General features: G+C 58.7%; 10 protein-coding genes and 5 pseudogenes. 5 read left to right on the forward strand and 10 right to left on the reverse strand.

Translation table 11 applies throughout. From position 1 onward, the window contains the following. Positions 1-134 precede the first annotated feature (134 nt). From BPNPMPFG_RS36740 to BPNPMPFG_RS36765, 6 genes and pseudogenes are all read right to left on the reverse strand, one after another. Positions 135-872 (reverse strand): XRE family transcriptional regulator, encoded by a 738-nt coding sequence (locus BPNPMPFG_RS36740; protein ID WP_258598720.1) that lies wholly within the window; start codon positions 870-872, stop codon positions 135-137. A gap of 125 nt (positions 873-997) precedes the next feature. Next, a complete protein-coding gene (gene qatD, locus BPNPMPFG_RS36745) occupies positions 998-1621 on the reverse strand; it encodes a Qat anti-phage system TatD family nuclease QatD (protein ID WP_258599066.1) in 624 nt (207 codons plus the stop codon). A gap of 164 nt (positions 1622-1785) precedes the next feature. Beyond that, positions 1786-2646, reverse strand: a pseudogene (locus BPNPMPFG_RS36750) (KAP family P-loop NTPase fold protein); the annotation flags it as partial. A gap of 434 nt (positions 2647-3080) precedes the next feature. Continuing rightward, a complete protein-coding gene (gene scpB, locus BPNPMPFG_RS36755) occupies positions 3081-3818 on the reverse strand; it encodes an SMC-Scp complex subunit ScpB (protein ID WP_258598721.1) in 738 nt (245 codons plus the stop codon). A gap of 5 nt (positions 3819-3823) precedes the next feature. Next, positions 3824-4591, reverse strand: a pseudogene (locus BPNPMPFG_RS36760) (DUF1403 family protein); the annotation flags it as partial. Positions 4592-4649: 58 nt separating this feature from the next. Further along, on the reverse strand, positions 4650-7625 hold the full coding sequence (locus BPNPMPFG_RS36765) for a Tn3 family transposase (RefSeq protein ID WP_258598722.1): 2976 nt from the start codon (positions 7623-7625) through the stop codon (positions 4650-4652). Between the two features lie 726 nt (positions 7626-8351). On the opposite strand from BPNPMPFG_RS36765, the gene BPNPMPFG_RS36775 reads away from it, so the two are divergent. Beyond that, on the forward strand, positions 8352-9308 hold the full coding sequence (locus BPNPMPFG_RS36775) for an omptin family outer membrane protease (protein WP_258598723.1): 957 nt from the start codon (positions 8352-8354) through the stop codon (positions 9306-9308). Between the two features lie 253 nt (positions 9309-9561). Here the strand turns inward: BPNPMPFG_RS36775 and BPNPMPFG_RS36780 are convergent, their stop codons facing one another. Further along, positions 9562-10155, reverse strand: coding sequence for a recombinase family protein (locus tag BPNPMPFG_RS36780; RefSeq protein ID WP_183465506.1), 594 nt, complete (start codon positions 10153-10155; stop codon positions 9562-9564). A gap of 154 nt (positions 10156-10309) precedes the next feature. On the opposite strand from BPNPMPFG_RS36780, the pseudogene BPNPMPFG_RS36785 reads away from it, so the two are divergent. The 4 genes and pseudogenes from BPNPMPFG_RS36785 to BPNPMPFG_RS36800 all read left to right on the forward strand — a co-directional run bounded on the left by BPNPMPFG_RS36785 (position 10310) and on the right by BPNPMPFG_RS36800 (position 16627). Continuing rightward, positions 10310-13284 (forward strand): annotated as a pseudogene (locus BPNPMPFG_RS36785) (Tn3 family transposase). Positions 13285-13399: 115 nt separating this feature from the next. After that, a pseudogene (locus tag BPNPMPFG_RS36790) lies at positions 13400-14493 on the forward strand (IS1595 family transposase). A gap of 42 nt (positions 14494-14535) precedes the next feature. Further along, positions 14536-14673 (forward strand): annotated as a pseudogene (locus BPNPMPFG_RS36795) (insulinase family protein); the annotation flags it as partial. Positions 14674-15169: 496 nt separating this feature from the next. Further along, positions 15170-16627: an NAD-dependent succinate-semialdehyde dehydrogenase gene (locus BPNPMPFG_RS36800; protein WP_413776958.1), complete on the forward strand. Its 1458-nt coding sequence runs from the start codon at positions 15170-15172 to the stop codon at positions 16625-16627. 619 nt (positions 16628-17246) lie between these two features. On the opposite strand, the gene BPNPMPFG_RS36805 is transcribed toward BPNPMPFG_RS36800, so the two are convergent. From BPNPMPFG_RS36805 to BPNPMPFG_RS36815, 3 genes are all read right to left on the reverse strand, one after another. After that, the gene (locus BPNPMPFG_RS36805) at positions 17247-18233 is read right to left on the reverse strand and encodes a S8/S53 family peptidase (protein WP_258598725.1); all 987 of its coding nucleotides are present in this window, start codon (positions 18231-18233) and stop codon (positions 17247-17249) included. A gap of 32 nt (positions 18234-18265) precedes the next feature. Continuing rightward, on the reverse strand, positions 18266-18829 hold the full coding sequence (locus tag BPNPMPFG_RS36810; RefSeq protein ID WP_258598726.1) for a hypothetical protein: 564 nt from the start codon (positions 18827-18829) through the stop codon (positions 18266-18268). Positions 18830-19664: 835 nt separating this feature from the next. Continuing rightward, positions 19665-20135: a DUF2285 domain-containing protein gene (locus tag BPNPMPFG_RS36815; protein ID WP_258598727.1), complete on the reverse strand. Its 471-nt coding sequence runs from the start codon at positions 20133-20135 to the stop codon at positions 19665-19667. Between the last annotated feature and the right edge of the window lie 127 nt (positions 20136-20262).

Raw genomic sequence — 20262 nt, forward strand, 5'->3', positions numbered from 1 at the left:
CTTGGGCTCTTGCCGAATCCTAGCGGGTCCTTGAAGCGCGTGAAGAAGATGCGCCCGAATTGCGCGCCTGCATCGACTTTAGCGGTATCCAGCGCGACAGCCGCGAACTCCGACGGAGGATCTAGCCCGGGCACTCAGGCGAAGCTGCCGTCGGCAATGCTGTCGGCAACTGCTAGCGCCTCATCCGCTTTGCCACGCCGCAAAGCCTCGCGACCGGTCAGGCCGTCGAGCTCTGGATGGGACTGGACGAGAAATCGATAAACGGACCAAGGGCCGCCGCCTAGCCGCTCGAAGAGACGCGGAAGGGCCGCAAACGGCTTTCCGTCTTCCCCTACCTGCCAGGCCGGAAAGCGAAAGCCGCGCTTGGCGCCATCGAGAGCCAGCACCTGGTGGTTTTGCCGTTTAGTGTTGACCGTCATTCGACTGGTGCCTAGCAGCACGGCGAACTTATCCGCGCTCAGCATGTCCTCTCGAGCAAGGATAGATGCTGCCTGCACTTTCCCGCGGCCACGTGCCTCCTCGAGCGCTTCCGCCAAATCGTCGGCGGTATCTGCCATCGGCTCTTCCATCGGAATGACGGTAGTGTCGCCCGTTGGGTCAACCTTAACTCGGAAACTCACCGCTCGACCCGCCGCCTGGCTTTCGGCCATCGCCTTGCCATAACCGGCGAGTAGTGCTTTCACTTTGCTTGGCCTTGCCGAAATTACCTCGACAATGTTGCGCGGCGCGCGGAAAGTGACTCCGGCGACGCCCTTGGGCAACGCCACTCCTTCCGCCTTCGTCATGAATGCGGTTGTGAGCATCGCCTGTGAAGAATTTCGGTGCGACCGCTTGGAGTCGCGCCTGCTTGGTTGGGTCTTGATGTTGGCCATTTCGCACCTCTTGGCCCAAATATGGCTCTATTCGTCAAGCTCGTCAAGTTCGTAAAAGTCGTCCACTTCGTGCCCTGTCGAGCGGAAACATCCGGTTCGGCCCAGAGCCTTTGAGAGGCTCCCCCTCATTCGTCGCCAGAACGGTCGGGTATTGATGCTGAAAGAACTCGCAGGTTTTCTCTGAGCTGATAACGCATGGCTGCCGAGTCCAGGTTCCAAACGCGACCCAATTCCTCGACGGCCATCCAAGCGTCTACCGGTTGCAAAGGGCGGCTACGATCCATTGCGAAAGGGCCGTCTGTTTCGGTGAGCACGCGATCCCTCGGTAGTGCTTGAGCAATGGTACGGCCATTAGTGGTTCGAAGCATCGCTGGCCCGACGCTGAACCAACACCCCTGACGAATGGCTCGCTGTAGCTCTTTGCTGCTTCCGCTAAACCAGTGGAGCACTGGGGTGCCAGACGACGGAATCCGTGCGAGTGCGTCGAGTACGTCTCCTGCAGCACGTCTGCTATGGATTGAGAGAATCTTCCCTCCCATCGTCGATGCCGTTCGCAGGATGAATTCGAACGCGCGCAGTTGGAGTTCCTGTGTGGGTTTGTACTGGGGCGAGCCGTCGAGCCCGATTTCACCGAAGTACCTTGTTTCGGTCGCCAAGGCTTCAAACAACGCGAGCTCGCCAATTCGATCACCTGCCAACTCGGGATGCAGCCCGAGCGCAGTGCGAATTCGAGGCTTTCCCTTCGCCAACGCCTTAGTCTTACGCCATGCCTTTGGGGTAGCGTTTTAAGAACGTCCTCTACGGTGAACACCCCGTCCTTTTTCCAGGATTGGCGCAGTTTCTCAATGAGGTAGGAGCGCAACCGTTCTACGTCCTCGGCCGAGACGCTCCCTCGTCCAGCAAGTAATAGGAAAAGATACGCACGAACTTCCTGGACACCTACGCGAGGTACGCGAATAGGCATCTGGATGAGCTTATCAAGATAGTCCGCGATGTGGCGCTGCGTTGGATTGTTGAAGTGCTGCGACACCGCATGGCGGATCATGTCTTCGTCCGCCGCAACCACAAATGCTGTGTTGGGTAGGAAGAGGAAGAGACGCACTGCCTCCAAGGTATGTATGGCATTGGCCGGTAGACAACGGTCGAGGTTATCAATGAAGACAACCAACGTCCGGTTCAGGCCCTTGAGCACTTCGCCAAATTCGACCCTGAATGCATCGATTTCCTCCGGCGGACCTCGGTTTTCGGCCGGTTTGAGTAATCCCTGTGCCTTTTCGCCAACCGTGGAAATGGCATCTTTGGCGGCTTCGACATCCGTCTCGCCGGCCTTACCTGCGAAAGCACTCCCGGCGGCCTCAACACCCCTCGTGATGGCGCCGAAGGTCGGAACACCGAATGCGAGTGCGCCCCCTTCGATTGCAAGACCAAGCAGCCGCAGCTTGTTAACCCGCCCCAGCAAGCTGATTGCCTTATTCTTCAATGTGGGAGGCGATGCGTCGATCAGCGCCGAAGAAATCACGCCCATCAACGCCGCGCGAGCGTCATCGAAATCCTGGTAGAGCCACGCGTCAAATTTGACGACAAGGTATTTGTCCTTGGTCTTTGCGAGCTCAGCTTCTACCAGCCGGAGGGTGGTGGACTTGCCGGTGCCCCATCCTCCGAAGATCCCCAGGGATAGGGGTCGAAGATGCGGATCTGAAATCAGTTCGGCAACAAGCTCCGCAACTTCAGAATAGTTCAAAAAATCCGAGTCTGTTTCCGCGTCGGCCCACATGCCAAGCCTCAAATCGGTGTTAGCTATTCTCGATGAACAGTTATCATTGCTAGATAAATGACCGTCACAATTGATGGTGCCTCGAACGCTGCAGCCTCAATCAATTTACGACTCGGACACGAATCTTCGCATCAACATTACGATAGCCCAGAAGAGTCGAGTATCTCGACCAGTTTTTTTAGCCTCGACTGAGTTCGCCTCATAAGCCTCACGACCGCTTACGGCGCGGCTAGGCCCGATCCGCCAACCACAAGCACGTCTTCGACTCAGCCCATACCTCGTCCGGGCCCGGCCAAACATCTCGGGAAGCATCGCCTAGTACATGCTTGAGGACTGGATGGCTTCCTCGTGGCCGGTACTACCGTGCGACGCAGCAGGTCGGCGCGACTCGGTCGTGCTTATCAATCTGCTACAGCCCCGGCAGGGGGCCTAGACTAGTCCGGTGCCTCAAACGGCGGTTCAAGCTTGCTACTATCGATTTCATCGACATCTTCAGTCAGATCGCCTCGGACGATAGGAATATTGCCGGACAACAGCTTTTCCTTCGACAGCAGGCCGGCGTCCTCCAAAGCCTCGAAATCCGGCAGGTCGCGCAGCGTGTCGAGGCCGAACTCGAGCAAGAATTCTTTGGTCGTCACATAGGTGTAGGGCGCACCCGGCGTTGGGCTGCGCGGACCGGACGCAATCAGCTTCGCGCCGCGCAGATGACCGATGAGATCGCGGCTGATCTCCTTGCCGAAGAAGGAAGAAAGCTCAGCGCGTGTGATCGGCTGGAAGTACGCCACACACATCACCACCAGCACTTCAGATTGCGTCAAATCCACGGCTCGCTCGTTGCCGCCGACCGCGGCACGGATGACGTCGGCATAGGCCGGCCGCGTCAGATGCTTCCAGCCGCCGGCGACGGCGACGAGATCATAGGGCCGGCCGCGGAGATCCTCGCGAATGTCATCGATCAAAAGGTCGATGCTGCAGTTTTTGGCGACAATACGCGCGAGGATATCACGTGTTACCGGTGCGCTGGCCGCAAAGATCGTGGCCTCGACGCGATGCATCCATTCGCGCCAGCGCGCTTCCGGCGGCAGGTGATCCAGCTCCCGGTCAAACAACTGGTCGGCTGATCGACGGTCATCTGACCGGCTCCCCCCTCGCCTGCGTGCTGCCTCCACCATAATCGTTACAGCCCGTAGATGCGGAATGTGGGACGACCGGACAGCTCGCGGACGGCGCCGAGCTCGATCAGGCGGTCGAATAACCGGCGTAGGCCGCGATCGCTCATGCCCGCGATCTGCTTCGATGCGACGATCGCATCGTCGGACAGGAGCTTGTCGACAACAGCGTCCGCTGCCTTGGCTCTGAGTTTCGGCGCGACGGCAAGCAGCCGGTCGGCGCGGCGCTCGAACTCGGCGGAAAGATCAATCGCGCGCAGCGCGGCGCGCGCCTGCGCGGCCAGCAGGCCTTTCGCACGCTCAGGATCTGTCTCAATGCCTGTCGCCAGAGAACTGGCAGCCGATCGACGCAGGCGGGCGCCTGTCCCCAAGGCTGCCTCGGCGCCCAGCAGCGGCATAGCGTGGGCCCAACCCAGCCGTTGCGCCAGCAGCGCGTCGGCGAGCCAGGCTCCAAGGGCGCGCCCCAAGCCGTGGCGTTCGGCGGCCATGAATGTGCCGGTCAGCGCTGCGACCATACCAGCGCCGGCGGCGAGTTGGCGGATATCATCCGCCAGATCGCTGACCACATCGTCATCCGGGGCGTAGCCGAACTCTTCCAACACCGCAGCGAGGTTTTTCTCCGTCAGCAATTCGTCCCCGGGCCGGGCTGCCAGCCGGCGCCAAGCCAACAGCATCGATCCGGCGGGACCGACGGACAAAAAATCGCCCGGCCGTGTGAGCAGCACGGCATCGCGCAGCGCGCCTTCATCCTCGACGCGGCCTACCTGCTTTGCCGTTAGGGGTCAGGACAAGAGCAGTTCAAAATCTTGCGCTAAGAGCGAACGGAGTGAGAACTTATGCGGCGCGCCGTAGCCCAACCGGGAGTCTTAGCGACCGGAACCCTTCCGGCAGATGCTGATCGCTATCCCATGTGTAGATGCCGGTCAGATTGATATGCTCCCAGCTCAGCGGCGAGATGTGCTTGAGCAGGTGATCCGGAATCTCGCGACGCATTTTGCGCAAGTGGGTGACGGCCCGCTCGATATAGACCGTGTTCCAATGGACGATGGCGCTGACGACGAGGTTGAGACCGGAGGCGCGGAAGGCTTGGCTTTCGAACGATCGGTCACGGATTTCGCCACGCTCGTGGAAGAAGACGGCGCGCTTCAGCTTATGCGCCGCCTCACCCTTGTTGAGGCCGGCCTGGCAACGCCGGCGTAGCGCTGGACTTGAGTACCATTCGATCATGAACAGCGATCGCTCGATCCGGCCAAGTTCCCGTAGCGCCCTTGCGAGCTGGCTTTCCTTCGATGATGCTGACAGCTTCTTCAGGATTGTAGACGGCACCACTGATCGCGTCGTGATCGACGCCGCCAAATGGAGCAGATCATCCCAATGATCGAGAATCAGAGTTGCGTTGATCGATGCCCCGATATGGTTCGACAGCGCCGGATATGTATCGCCTTTCTCGAAGGTGTGGAACTTCCGATCTTTGAGGTTGCGTAGCCGTGGCGCAAAGCGCTTGCCGATCAAGGCAAACAGTCCGAAGACATGGTCGCTTGCACCGCCTGTATCGGTGAAGTGTTCCTGAATGTCGAGGATCGTGTCCTGATCGAACAGCCCATCAAGCACATAGGCCGCCTCGCTTTCGGTCGGGCTGATGGGCAGGATGCTGAAGTAACCATATTGATCTGACAGATGGCTGTAGAATTTCGATCCGGGTTCGCTGCCATAGTGCAAATTGATGTCGCCGCGCTTTGCGGCTCGATCACTCGCGCGAAAGAACTGCCCGTCGGATGACGCGGTCGTTCCGTTGCCCCAAAGTCGAGAATGCGGATGCCGGGTATGCGCATCGGTGATGCACGCTTGCGCCGCGCGGTAGGTTTCCGACCGAGCATGGAACGTACGCATCCAGCCGATCTGGTGAGCGCTGATGCCCTTGGATGCGCTCGCCATTCTCTTTGGCCCCAGGTTGGTCGCATCCGCTAAAACTCCGGCCAGCATGGCTGAGATATTCCTCGGAGAGTCACCCGTGCGGACATGCGTGAAGTGATCCGCAAAGCCGGTCCAATCGTGCACTTCCCTCAGGAGGTCAGGAACCTCGACCAGCGGATACATGTCGCTGATCTCGGCGTTCAGTTCCTCGGCTGCAGCGGGAACCTCGCCAGCCGTTGGCATAACAATCAACGTTCCGGCTTCAAGACGAACACCTTCGAGCTTTCCGGACCGTGCTCTGTGCGCGAGGCGCTTCAGGTTGAAGTCGAGCATCTGACGCGCTTCGGCAAGCCACTGCGCGCCGTCACCTTGGACGCCCAGTCCAAGGCGATCCTCCTCCTTCATGGTGGTGAATGTTGACCGCGGCATAAGATGCTCGTCGATCGGCCGGAAAGATCGGCTGCCGTCGACCCAAATGTCCGCCGATCTAAGCCGGTCCCGCAAAGCCGCGAGCGTGGCGATCTCATAGAGACGCCGGTCAGGCTGATCTTGCCCGAAGATGAGCTTTCGATCGGCTTGACTGAGATGAGTGACAGGAACGCGATCCGGGAGCGTTCGTCGCCTGTCGGCATAGAGGCGTTTCAATACATCTACTGCGACAAGAAGCGGATCGTGGCGACGCGCCGAGCGGAATGTGAACACCTGCAGAAACGCACCGGCATATTTGTTGACGGTCGCATATTGCTCAGCCGCCAAGGTCAATGGCGATGCCTCGTTGTCCTCGACCATCGACTCAAGTTCAGGCTTCATTCGGAGCAACCGGTGCCAGCCAACTTCTTGATCGAGGACCTCCAATGCATTCTGGCCGTAGTCGTTCGCCGATTGCAAGGCAGTGATCGTGTCGAGGAACATGCGCAGCGCCTTGGCGGTATCGGGCCTGCAATCCATGTGCCATTGTTTCTTACGGTTGTTGGCCTGAGAGAACAGCCTTCCCATCAGCTTGATGAACATCGTCACAGCATCGTCGGTGAGCTTCTGGCTGAGTTTGATGACCTGCGCCACGATCAGCGCGTGTCGACGACTGGCATTGAAGTCGTTGGCCAGCCATGCCGGCGTGGCGTTACCCTCACGGATCATCTGGTCCCACCGTCCAGATGATATCCGCGCCTGCAATTTCGGATCGATTTCCAGCTTGCGCAGGAAGGCGATCCGTTCGGTCAGCCCGACCAGGTTTGAGGCACCTGGCGCATCTGGCGCCGAGCGCAGCCAATGAAAGCGCGTCTGCCCGATCGTTTGGTCAACCTCCAGAAGACGGTCGAGGTCTTGCAGCCTATCAGACGAAAGGCCTTCGATCAGCGTCTTTTCCGCACGCCGACGAGCGATAGCGCGAGCCGCGATCCCCATCTGCTCGATAATGTTGGCTGCCGGGAGCAGCGAATTTCGATTGCGGAACTCCGCCACAATGGCGCCAGCTATCGAAGCACCGGCGTCTGTTGTTGAGGCCATCTCGATTGCCGTCAGCAAGGCGGCACGCCGATCTTCGGCAGTTGCGTTTCGCTTCCGTAGATAACCTAGGAGATGAGCAATGTGATTGCTGCGGGTCTCCTCACGACGGGCATACAACCTGAATGCGGTCGAGCTTGCACCTATTTGCCCAGCAACATAGTCAAGCATAGCTTTCGGCGGAACCTCGTTAGCCAACAGTGGCCGGCCGGGATAACGCATCAAGCAGAGTTGGATCGCAAAGCCGAGCTGATTGTGTTCGCGCCGCCGTAGCTGGATTTCCAGCAAATCGGCCGGCGCAAGAGAATAGTGGCGGATCAGACTGTCTTCGTCGATCGGAATGTCGAGTAGCGTCTTTCGTTCGTGTTCTTTGAGAAGCGCACGTCTGGCCACTTTCCACTCCACGCTAGAACGGTAGTGGCCAAGCCTCGGTCCAAAGCAGCCTAGCGGTACAGGAGACAAATGGCGTATCCACAGCGAACATCCGGGCGTTCACTTTCCGTTCGGCCTTAGCGCAAGATTCTGAACAGCTCTTGTTCCGGCCCCCACCTGCCGTACCGAAAACGGGAACGAACGCGACAGGGTTTCCGGTCGGTCGGCTCATTGCAGCATTTCGTGTCGATCTTCTCCGCCGTCCGAAATCTCTTCGTCCCATCCCAGACCAACCGCTCCGCCGCACAAATCCGAACCCATCGACGCCAAGCCATGGCCGCGTGGGAAGCCGTGAGTGCACGGCCTGCCTGAAATGCGCGGTATCGGCCTCACGCGCCCACATTGCAAACAACGTGACAACGCCGTTTGGTCGGCTTCAATGTGACTGCCCCACAAAACCTCATGCTCCCGGCAGGATCTCCGTCGCGCAATCGCCGGGAGCTTTCAGGCTGCTGTCAGCTAGGGCTGCTAGAAGTTTGTTATTGGAACGACCAGTCAGGAGAGAGCCTTATGACGCCGCCGATGGCCGAATGCGCGAACCACGCCACGACGGGGCAGACGTGGGATGATCCTCCAAAAAACGGCCGCCGCGTGCCTCTCGAATTCACCAGAGAAACTTCGGTCCCACTGGGCTCCGCAGGACACCTCAATTTTCAGCAAGTTTAGGATTCTTCAAGGAGCTGCCTCGTGAAACGCTGCGCATCATCTACGATTTTTGCTTTTGGCGCGTTCTGCGCCACGTCGACCGTGGCCACGGCGGAGGATCAAACCATCTATGCTGCTCCAGACAGTAGCGTCGTGTTCATTGGTGGCGTCGGCTACACTTGGCTAAAGGGCAACGAGCTTGTCTACGATTATAAAGGCAATCATGTAAGCAAGTTGATCTGGGAAACCGGCGCGCCGGTTCTGACCACCGGCCTCAAGGCGGAGGCCTGGAACAACTGGATCATCTCAGCCAACGCTGCCTTCGGTTTCTCTGGCAACAGCCATATGAAAGACTATGATTGGCTCGCCCTTGCGCCGAGCTTTGCCGAACAGGATTGGTCGCATCAGTCAATCCACCCCGACACCCGCCTTGAGCACTACCTCAACCTTGACATCTCAGCAGGCCGAGACGTCGTGATCAACGATGCCACGACCATTAACCTGCATGGCGGCTTCAAATACACGAACGTGAAGTGGAGGGCCTATGGCGGGTCGTACATCCATAGTGATAAAAGCTTCCGCGACGATCGCGACAAGTTCCTGGACGGCGTACCGGTCATGGATTACCAACAGCGCTTTCCGGGCGTTTTCCTTGGTGCGGAATCGATCACGAAATTCGGCAATTGGACGCTCTCGGGTCTGCTGCGCGGCGGCCTGACCATCGACGCAAGCGATATTGACCATCACTGGCCGAGGACGGTGTATGAAGAGGACTTCCGTACCATTCCCTTCATCTCGGTCGGCGCCAAGGCTGATTATCAAATTACCGAACGCGCCAGCCTCTTTCTGGGCGGCAATTTCGATAAGTACTTCCGCGAGAAAGGCGATACCATAATATACAACATCAACAAGAACGCCCAACGCAAGACCGTCCCGAATGGCGCTGGCATGGACTTCTATGCCCTCACCATGTCGGTCGGCTTCAAGCTGACGTTCTGAGCCCAAGCCAATTTGGACTGGCACAGCAAGGGTCAGCCATGAGGACCTCCTCCCGGAGGGAGCATCGGATGTGTTGCAACGTTTTTGTTACTCGCGAGGGCGTTGGTGCATCTGTGGACGCCCCATAGAATGCAAGACAAATTTTGATTTTATGGAGTGTAGTTGAGCACTGTCATCTGTTCGGCCTCTTTGTTGGCTTTTTAGATGCCAGGGCCAATATGGGGTCAGAACAAGAGCTGCTCGAAATCATACGCTAAGGTTGAACGGAACGTGAACTGTCGTCTCTGACGCGCATGATGGTTTGTCGGCTGGTTTGGAACTTTCTGGCGAGAGCTGAAACGCTCATCCCGTTGGCCAGCCCTTGAAGAACATCATGCTTCCGCGTTTCGTTGAGCCGCGCTGGTCGGCCAAGGGTCTTTCCTTCTGATCTTGCCCGTTTGAGGCCAGACTGCGTGCGTTCGATAAGCAGATCACGTTCGAACTGTGCGACGGCATTGATGACGTTCATGGTCATTTTGCCAGCGGAGCTTGCGAGATCGACACCACCCAGAGCGAGGCAGTGAACCCGGACACCCAATTCCTCCAGTTTTCCTACTGTGGTGCTCACATCGATGGCGTCCCGACCAAGACGGTCGAGCTTCGTCACGATGAGCACATCCCCGGCTTCGAGCTTATCCATGAGCCGGATGAAGCCCCGGCGCCGCGCAATGGCGATACTGCCGGAAATAGTTTCGGTGACGATGCGACGTGGCTCGATGTGGAACCCGGCGGCCTGGATTTCCTGGATCTGGTTTTCAGTCGTTTGGCCGGTCGTGGAGACACGGACGTAGGCAAAGGTGCGTGGCATAAGCTCGATTCGTCCGAATAGGCTGTCCGAAATGTCGGGCATGTCCGTAATTATGTCAAGCTAATTTGTGGACAGTGCGATTTCACCCTGTACGGAACCGGTCGTTTTCGGACATGCCGGAGGCCATCGGCGCGATGTTGCATGGAGTAAAGAAATGGCCCGGCGGAAGCTTCTCAAAATTCAGGATCGACAGGAGCTGTTCGGCGTGCCAACCGATGAAGACAGTTTGATCCGTCACTATACTCTGTCTCCGGTCGACCGGCTGGAGATCGAAGTGCGCAGGCGAAAACATAACCAACTCGGCTTTGCTGCCCAGCTTTGCATGATGCGATATCCGGGCAGGACGCTCATGGCGGCCGAAATACCGCCGCGGGCAATGCTCAACTATATCGCCGAGCAACTGGATGCCGATCCGGAAAGCTTTAGCTCCTATGCGAGGCGAGAGCCGACCCGACTGGAACACGTCTCGCACCTCCTCGCCTATCTTGGGATGAGAACCGCGGCAGCTCCGGACCGGCGAGCCGCCTTGATGTCCGCAATCGAAACGGCAGCGACAACCGACAAGGGGTCTCCTATTGCCAAGGCAATCGTCACCACCATGCGGGAACGCAATGTGGTGCTTCCCACGCCGGACACCATAGAGCGGATCGGGCTGGCGGCACGCGCCATAGCGCGACGGCGTGCGGAAGCGGCGTTGATCTCCGGCTTTTCCCCTGAGCAGCTTCAGAGCCTCGACGATTTGCTGAAGGTGGATCCTGCAATTGCACAGACGCGGTTCTATTGGCTACGATCGGCCCCGGACGCACCCGGCGCCAGCAACCTGGTCGCGATGATGGAAAGGCTCTCCTTCATTCGCACCCTTGATATCGATCCCCGCCTGCAGGGCCGTATCCATTCCGGACGCTGGGACCAGATGATCCGGGAGGGCGATGTCACGCCGGCTTGGCTTGCCGCTGATTTCAACGCCAGCCGTCGACGCGCGACGATCGTCGCCCAGGTTATCAAGCTCGGCCACAAGCTGACCGACGACGCGATCACCATGTTCATCAAGCTGATCGGCAGGCTCTTTTCCCAGGCCAACAATCGCAAGAAGCAGCGCCATGCCGAAACGCGCAAAGAGACGGCGAAGGTGCTCCGGCTGTTTCTCGATACGATTTCCGCCCTTCAGGCCGCCAACGACAACGATGAGGATGCGATCGAGACGATCAACCGGCACGTCGGCTGGCATCGTCTTTTGCAGGTAAAGCCCGCTCTCGAAGCCATGGTGGAAAATGGAGATCCTGATCCATTGCTTGTGGCGGTGGAGCAATACGCGAACGTCCGCAAATATGCGGCGCTGTTCCTACGGACCTTCGCTTTCCGCTCGGCTCGCCGGAACGATCCCCTGGTTGCGGCGATTGAGACCCTCAAATCCCTCTACGAAGATGGGCGGCGCAGCCTTCCAGATCGGGTTCCGGTTGCCCATCTCGGCGCGACGGCCCGCAAATTGATCTTCAGCGGATCAAAACCTGATCGTCGTCTCTACGAGATTGCCACGCTGGCGGCGTTGCGGGAGCGGCTTCGCTCAGCAGATGTCTGGGTCGAAGGCAGCAGGGCATTTCGCCCGATGGATGAGCATCTTATGCCGCGTCCGGCCTTCTCCGATCTCAAAGAAACCGACCAGCTCGGTCTCGGCGTACAGCGCGACGGGGCGGCATGGCTCGCGCAAATGCAGCAATTGCTCGACTTCAATCTGAAACGCCTCGCACACCGCGCCCGGAACGGCAAGCTTGAGGGTGTCCGTCTCGAGGCCGGAACCCTGCTGGTGACGCCGCTGGCCAGCGAGGTTCCCGCCGCAGCCGAGGAACTGAATCTTGAGCTGAACGACATGTACCCGCTCGTCGAGGTGCCAGATCTTCTCAGAGAGGTGCATGAGTGGACGGGCTTTGCCGACCAGTTCACCCATGTGCGAACGGGCGACATGCCGCAAAACATCGCTGCTATGCTCGCCGGCACCCTCGCGGACGCCACCAATCTCGGGCCGAAACGCATGGCGGGTGCATCGAAAGGGATCAGCGCCCATCAGATCGGCTGGATGCGCATGTTCCATGCCAGGACCGAAACTTATCGGGCGGCGCAGGCAAGCGTGACCGACGCCCATGCGCGTCATCCCCATGCTCTGCTCTGGGGCAATGGAACGACCGCGTCTTCCGACGGTCAATTCTTCCGGGCCAGTGATCGTGCTGCAGGGCGCGGCGACATCAATCTGCACTATGGCAGCGAGCCAGGCACCAAATTCTATAGCCATCTCTCCGATCAGTACGGCTACTTCAGCATCCTGCCGATCAGTCCGACCGAAAGCGAGGCGGCCTATGTTCTGGACGGGCTGTTCGATCATGACACCTTCCTCGACATCGATGAGCATTTTACGGACACAGGCGGCGCTAGCGACCATGTGTTTGCTCTCTTTGCCCTGATCGGCAAACGCTTTGCGCCCCGCCTGCGCAATCTCAAGGACCGAAAATTCCACACGTTCGAAAAAGCCGATATCCATCCGGCCCTCGCGGACCATATCGGCGTGCAGATCAATACCGCGCTCATCATGGAATATTGGGATGATCTGCTGCATCTGGCGGCGTCGATCCGCACGCGCGCCGTTGCACCCTCGACGATTCTCAAAAAGCTGGCAGCGTCACCGAATCCGAGTCAGTTGGCCAAAGCCCTGCGGGAACTCGGCCGTATCGAGCGATCCTTATTCATGATCGAGTGGTATTCCAGCCCGGCCCTGCGTCGGCGGTGCCAAGCCGGTCTCAACAAGGCGAGGCCGCGCACAAACTCAAGCGTGCCGTCTTCTTCCATGAGCGCGGCGAAATCCGCGACCGATCGTTCGAGAGCCAGGCATTCCGCGCCTCCGGCCTTAATCTGGTCGTCAGTGCCATCGTCCATTGGAACACCGTCTACCTTAGCCGCGCCGTCGCCCATTTGCGGCAGAATGGTCGGAATATTCCCGATATCTTGCTCAAGCACGTCTCGCCGCTCAGTTGGGAGCACATCAATCTCACCGGCATTTACGCTTGGGACGCTGCGCCGGACCTCCCGGAAGGCTTCAGGCCGCTCCGCTTGCCGACGAAATTGCTCTGGGCGGCATAATGTTCATGCTCCGTTCGACCTTAGCGTATGAGGCCCTTATCAACCAAAGACCGCAATATCCTTGTGACCTATAGCTTTTCATGCGATTCTTCGGGCTGGTCTGAAGGAGGTGAGAATGCCTGAAATGCTTGCAGCGCTTTCCAACATTCGGACTGTTGAAGAAATGATCGCGGCCTTCCGGGATGAGCAGCATTGCCGTGGGTTGCTGGAAAGCATGGTGTGGCCGGATGGCCGGATCTGCCCCGCCTGCGGATACAAACGCTCGATTGCGCTTGCCGGTCGCGATACCGGCAAGCGTCGTGCCCGACCGGGTCTTTATCAATGTTCCAGCGGCGATTGCCGGTTCCAGTTCACGGTGACGACACACACGCCTCTGCACTCCACGAAGCTTCCCTTGCGTGTTTGGCTGAAGGCAATGTGGCTGTTACTGCAATCCGACAAGGGCTTGTCGTCGGTGCGCCTGGCCGAGGCGCTCGGGGTGAGCCAGCCAACGGCCTGGCGGATGGGACATGCACTGCGTCTCATGGTGGCGCGGGAGAACATGCTCGCCGGCACGGTGGAGATCGACCATTTCCATCTCGGTGGAAGGCCCAGAAAGAATCCCGACGACCCGCGTCCGGGCCGCGGCCGGAAAGGCCAGGCGAATACGGATAAAACGCCAGTCATGGTAATGGTGCGGCGGCCGACTGACGTCATGCCTGGCACTCTGGCCGGTGACGCGCGTGCCGCGGTCGTGACCGGTCTCTCGGCGCGAGCAAGCGAACGCGTCATTGAAGCGCAGATCGAACCGGGAGCTCATTTGATGAGCGACGAGTGGAAGGCATTCATGGCCATTGGTGAGAGCTTTGCCGAGCACGAGACCGTGAAGCATTCCAGTCGCGAATATGTCCGGGACGCCGTCCACGTCAATTCGGTCGAAGGTTTCAATTCTCGCGTCCGCCGCACCATCGCCGGCGTCTTTCATCATATCAGCCCGCAGCATGCCGACCTGTATTTCCACGAGATCGGCTTCCGATGGCCGCAGCGCGTCGTCACAGGAAACGTCATTCGCAAAACCCGGCATGGCGGGAGAGCGTGCGAACCTTGTGGTCGCGCGTGCCGCCTGCGCTGCAATTGACGAATGTTTTTCGCACCGCCACGGGTCGTCAGATGCGCCGAAGCCCGTATGGCGGCATCATCATCAAATCAGCCGTAGCTGTCTTTGGTTGATAAAGGCCGCGTATGATTTCGAGCAGTTCTTGTTCTGACCCCGGAATCGACTACATCCAGCGCCGCGCCGCTCTCATCGATCAAGTGACGCTCGAAGAGGTCAAGGCAGCGGCCAAGAAGCTGCTTTCCGCCGATCCTGCCATTATGGTGATCGGCCCGCCGCTGTCGGGCAAAGGATGATTACAGGACCCGACTGATCTCCCTTCTCCCCTTGTGAGCCTTTTTCATGGGGAGAAGTCCGGCTGGTGAATAGGTCCTTTTTTAACGGACCCCAGACCGCTGACAAACCCCGTTTCTTATGGGGGTTGGCGGGTCAGAGTTTTCGGGTGTCGACAGCGTTTGACAGGGGCCCTCCTCATGCCAGGCGGGGTTTTGGTCTTTGGCTGAGTGCCGGGGCCCATATGGTCAGCCGGTTGGCATCGATGCGCCCCTTCGCATCGGCCCAGACGTGGAGAATGGCGGTGCGCTGGCCTTTGCAATTTTCGGCTAGTGAGAACCGCGACCCGTCTTCCGGAGAATTCAAAGTAGCTTCCTTTTCCTGTTTGGAGACGGTGGCCTACCAGCTGTCTGGCCGAGGCCCTATAAGGAACCAGGACGTCGCGGAATACACGAGCACACTGCTGACATACAACCCGCTGCGTTGGGGAGGAATCCGGTATTGCCCCTGTGCCTCCCGATGATCCGGCACCTGAGATCCCCGGACCTGTTTGGACCCATTGATCGCCTGCCGGCGCTTGGCACGCGGCATAGCCCGCGCACGTTCGAGGTCCTCAACCCGTCGACCCGCGAAGTGCTGGCAGAGCTTCCTGACATGAGCGTGGAGGAGACGCGCGCTGCGATCGACAAGGCCTATGTCGCGCAGCCTGCATGGGCCGCGCTGACTGCACGTGAGCGCAGCGATGTTTTGTGGCGATGGCATCAGTTGATCATCGACCACGCCGACGATCTCGCAGCGATTCTCACCGCGGAGATGGGCAAGCCGCTTGCGGAAGCCAAGTCGGAGATATCGCACGCGGCGGCGTATCTACAATGGTTTGCCGAAGAGGCCAATCGCATCTATGGCGAAACGATCTCGGCACCATCGACGGATCGTCGGATGCTGGTGATCAAGCAACCGATCGGCGTCGTCGGGACGATCACGCCGTGGAATTTTCCCGCCTCAATGGTGGCGCGCAAAATCTCGCCGGCCATGGCGGCGGGCTGCACGATCATCCTCAAGCCCGCTGAACAGACGCCGCTCGTGGCTGGCGCAATGTTCGCCCTTGCGCACCAGGCTGGCTTTCCCGAAGGCGTCGTCAACCTGATCTATGCCTCCGAAGGTGATGCTGTCGGCCGCGAACTCTGCACCAATCCCAAGGTCCGCAAGATCAGCTTCACCGGCTCGACTGAGGTTGGCCGGCTGCTGATGGGCCAGTGCTCGGACCAGATCAAGAAGGTCAGCCTCGAGCTCGGCGGCAATGCACCTTTCATCGTCTTCGATGACGCCGATGTCGACGCCGCGGTTGACGGTGCGATCCAGGCGAAGTTCCGCAATGCTGGCCAGACTTGCGTTTCGGCGAACCGCCTTTACGTCCAATCGAGCGTTCACGGCGAGTTCGTCGAGAAATTCGTGGAGAAAGTCCGTCTCTTATCGGTTGGTGACGGCTTCGCTCCCGGAGTGGACATCGGACCGCTCATCGACAAGCATGCTCTGGCCAAGATCGAGGCCCACATCGCCGATGCCGTCGCCAAAGGCGGCACAATTCGATGCGGGGGCAATCGCATCGGCAAGGATGGCACGTTTTTCGAACCGACGGTCCTCACCGAGGTCTCCAGCGAAATGACAGTGGCGCAAGAGGAGACATTTGGGCCCTTGGCTCCGATCATTCGTTTCGAAGATGCGGATCAGGTCGTGCGTGAGGCCAATGACACGATCTACGGCCTCGCCGCCTATTTCTATGCCTCAAACCTGAAGCGTGTCTGGCGTGTGGCCGAGGCCTTGGAATATGGCATGGTTGGCATCAACACCGGACGCATGTCATCGGAAGCGGCACCCTTCGGCGGGATCAAGCAGTCCGGCATCGGGCGGGAGGGTTCCCGCCATGGCCTCGAGGACTATCTCGAAATGAAATATCTCTGCATGAGCGGCATATGAAGAAGCTGCTTGCGGGCAAACAGAGGCCTCGCAACGCCAGCAACGGCAATACGGTAGCCTAATAAGCGTGCAGCCCAGTTCCGTGGTAGAGCGCAGCACTATACCCGAATACGCGCGCAGCTTGGGAGAACTACGCCATGTGTCAACTGCCGGTAGCGGCCGAATTAGCGGGAGAAGCGATCCACACCGCCAGATCAGAAGAGGCGCCCGGGATAGGCGGTATAGTTTGCCGTCGCCACAGATCTCCAATGGACTAGGTCGATCCCACACTGGCCGACCTCGAGCGCATCGTCAATGATCGGCCCAACAGCGACACATCGATGCCAGTTGCGCGAGCCAGACCGCCGCAGCTTAGCGCCTACTCATCGCTTGCTGGCCAGCAGGTTGAGACGGGTCAGCAGCGGTGAGTAGGCGCAGGACATGGCTCTCTGCTTTCATACACAAAACGCGAACGCTTCTATACGGCCTTGTTTGCCGGCAACAGATACGTCGCCAGAAATGGCCCCTTGTTTGCGATTGGATCCGCGGGAACCGCACAGTTGCTGAGGCGAATTCTGGGAGGTGATTTTGTGGCTCTGAACGCCTCCCAGAAATTCAGCTGCTCGATCGAACTGTTCGTCTACCTGATCGAAACGGGTGCCAGTGCCCTCGAAAGGCTGGCCTCCCCTCGTCCATAAGTCGCCGCATCATAGTTGACGAGCGTGTCGGTCCTGGCTGTATCCAGAAGCTGACTAGTAATCTGTGTCGGAGTTGCGGACGTGAACTTGCTGCCAAGGATGGCGGCATAACCTGCAACTACAGGCGCCGCAAAAGACGTGCCATATAGGCCAATCTTGTCAGGTTCGACACCCACCGCCAGGAACTGGTTCCGCACTTCGGGATTTGAGCCGGGATAATTGGAGTATCGGGCCAGCTGTGTCTTGTTCCCGGGAGTGCCATTATGGTCGAGCGCACCCACAAAGATTGCCGATGGCGCCCCGATCAGCCCGAGGGTTAGCCCATCGAAATCCCCTTCGTGCGGCCTACCTACCTCGTTGCTGCGGTTGTCGGCACTCTTTGTGACGATGGCAGTGCCCGCCCAGGCGGCATCGACGATCGCCTGCTCGCGCGGATGCTGGCTCAGTGGCTCTATAATGCGGTAGCTCGCATTGATGATATTGAGGCCGTCCTGCAGCCCGATCGAAGACCCCTCGAGATAGTCATACTTGAATATGTTTGCGCCAGGGGCGACCATGCCGGCAATTTCAGCGACCCAATCTCCATGTCGCTGCGTCTGCCTACCGCGACCGAGGTCTGCATCAAATGGCTGTTCCTTGAAGTCATCTATGACATTTATCGATACGCCGGAACCGATAAAGCCTGATGTCCATGCTTCACCAATATCCGAGCTCATCCAGCAGAATGTGCCGTCGGCATTTTGTGAACAGCCCGAGCTACTGCTTTCCGCGGCTGGAGTAACGGTCGTTCCTTTGCCGCTGACGCCGGCATCGAGATCATCCGCGAAACCGGGGGCCGCCAACAGGCACGCTACAAGACCGGCAACGAAACCGGTCGGGAACAATTGTGTTTTGTGCATAATAAACTTCCCTATCTGATTGTTCTTCATCAACGAAATCTACGGCCTTCCTTGCACCATCGCTAGAATTCACCCCTGAACCGAAGGTCGAATTTCCATCGGCTTGGCTCGAGGTTTGTCAGATATTTCAAACTGTCCGAGGGCCGCAGTTGCGACGCGGCCAGCCGGCAATTCACCATCTGCACACCGCCGATGGCGCCATAGTCAGCTGTGCAAGGTCGTTCCGTCAGGTTCCCGCCCAAAATTGAACTGATGGTGAGAGAAAGCGTCGTGGATGCTGTCGGTCGCTTTTGCAAAATAAAGCCGACTTTCACACCCGGCTCGATTCGGACCTTTTCGGCACGCTGACCGGTGCTCGCGCCCCACAGGATACCGAAATCGTCCGATAGCTGAGTCAACATTTCAAATCGCATATCGACCCAGCTGCTATGGTACCACTTGTCGAAAGACACTTGGGTTCCATCCGACAGCTCGTATCCGCCTCGTCCCAGATGGTTGGCGGCGGCGGTTAGCTCCGAACCCTGGTAAATGCCGACAAGGCTGGTCTCCTGTTCGTTCGCAGTCATCGCGCTGACGAAGAATGCCATCACGAACAGGACGAAACCCGCCGTCGTGCCAATGCGCATCTGCAACGTCCATTCTTTGACCCGCCAGCAAATCATTTGCGGTCGAATTGAGTACTGCAGTCCCTCGCCGCATCTTCAAATCCTCTGGGGACCCTCGCCGCAGACGCATGGCACCCGACGGGCAACGTGTTCATTCGCAACAAATCAGTGATCCTCAATTTTGCCGAGCCAGCTTCGCTATTCCCTGGCGAGCAGCTCCGGCTCTCTCAACGGAACAAAACAAAATTCATGCCAATCTAGATACGGCGCCGGGGAAAGCCATTGTATGTTTGCTTTCAGCGGCTTAGAAAAAAACGTCCAAGACACCGGCCAAACAAGCCGTGTCGTAAAGCCGACAAAGTCGACACAATTGTCGGATGTCGTCGAGCAAGCTGAGCGTGAAACCAATTGCGCACAGGAACGCTCCCAGCGCGCTCCCGCCAGGTGCCATCGGAGAGCTCTCGAAACGGGCTTCATATTCCATTCGCAATCCTCTGCAGCCGGACATTACGGCGCCTAATTTGAAGTTCCGGCCGCGAGTATGTCTGAAAGGCATGCCCGGCAGGGAGACTGAGCTCGCTGCCGGGCCGGGGTACGCCTTGGGAGGTGGCGTATGTCAGCGACTTTCGTGGCCGTGGGACCACTCAGTCCGTGCGTTTTGCGCAATAGCTTGCATGTCCCGTGCCAAGCCAAAAAGCATTTAAAAACAACCGAGGGTCGCCTTGCTCTACGTCGCGTACTTGACATTGTCGGCCATCGGACAATGCCGACCGTGCCTCCCGGCATCGAGCGCAAACTGGTGGTGACCGGATTTGGCTCCGGACCGTTCGCCGGCTGACGTGCAGAGCGGCTGTCACTAAAGAAGGAAATCTTTGTAGCCTCCATTCATGAGGGCGCGGCCACGAGAGACGGCGCGGCGAATGCGGTCGCGCAGATGATCGCGAGGATCCCCCCAGTCGGCATTGACGCGCCGTTGACCAACCAGAGCATCGGCGAGCTCGCGATGTGACGCCCCAGCAAGTGCGCCGTCGAGCGCACGAAGAACGAAGGTTAGACGGGGACCGCGTTTTTCCGGCGGAAACAAGCGGGCAGGCAGATGTTGACCCAGACTTAGAGCATTGAGGCACTCGAGCGCCCTCAGGCGGTGCTTGGAAAGCGTGGCGGGCCAGATCGCCTCGGTACGGAGGTAAACAGGGTGCAAGATATCGGCGCCAGAGACGGCGAGCTGGAGAGTATGCTCCGCATTGTGAAGAAGAACATGTCGGGCGCCAACAGGACCGTCGCACGACATGGCAATCCCGAGAGTTCGAACGGCAATGTCCCCCATGATGCAGACAGTTGTTCTGCAATGATTGGCAACACATGGGCGCACCAGCGCGGAGACCAGAATACGACCGAATTTCGCCCATGGGACTCCGCGAAACAGGACACCCCAGCGTGACAGGTCTGGAGTG

Source organism: Mesorhizobium sp. AR07 (genome assembly GCF_024746815.1).
In the GTDB taxonomy this organism is placed as follows: domain Bacteria; phylum Pseudomonadota; class Alphaproteobacteria; order Rhizobiales; family Rhizobiaceae; genus Mesorhizobium.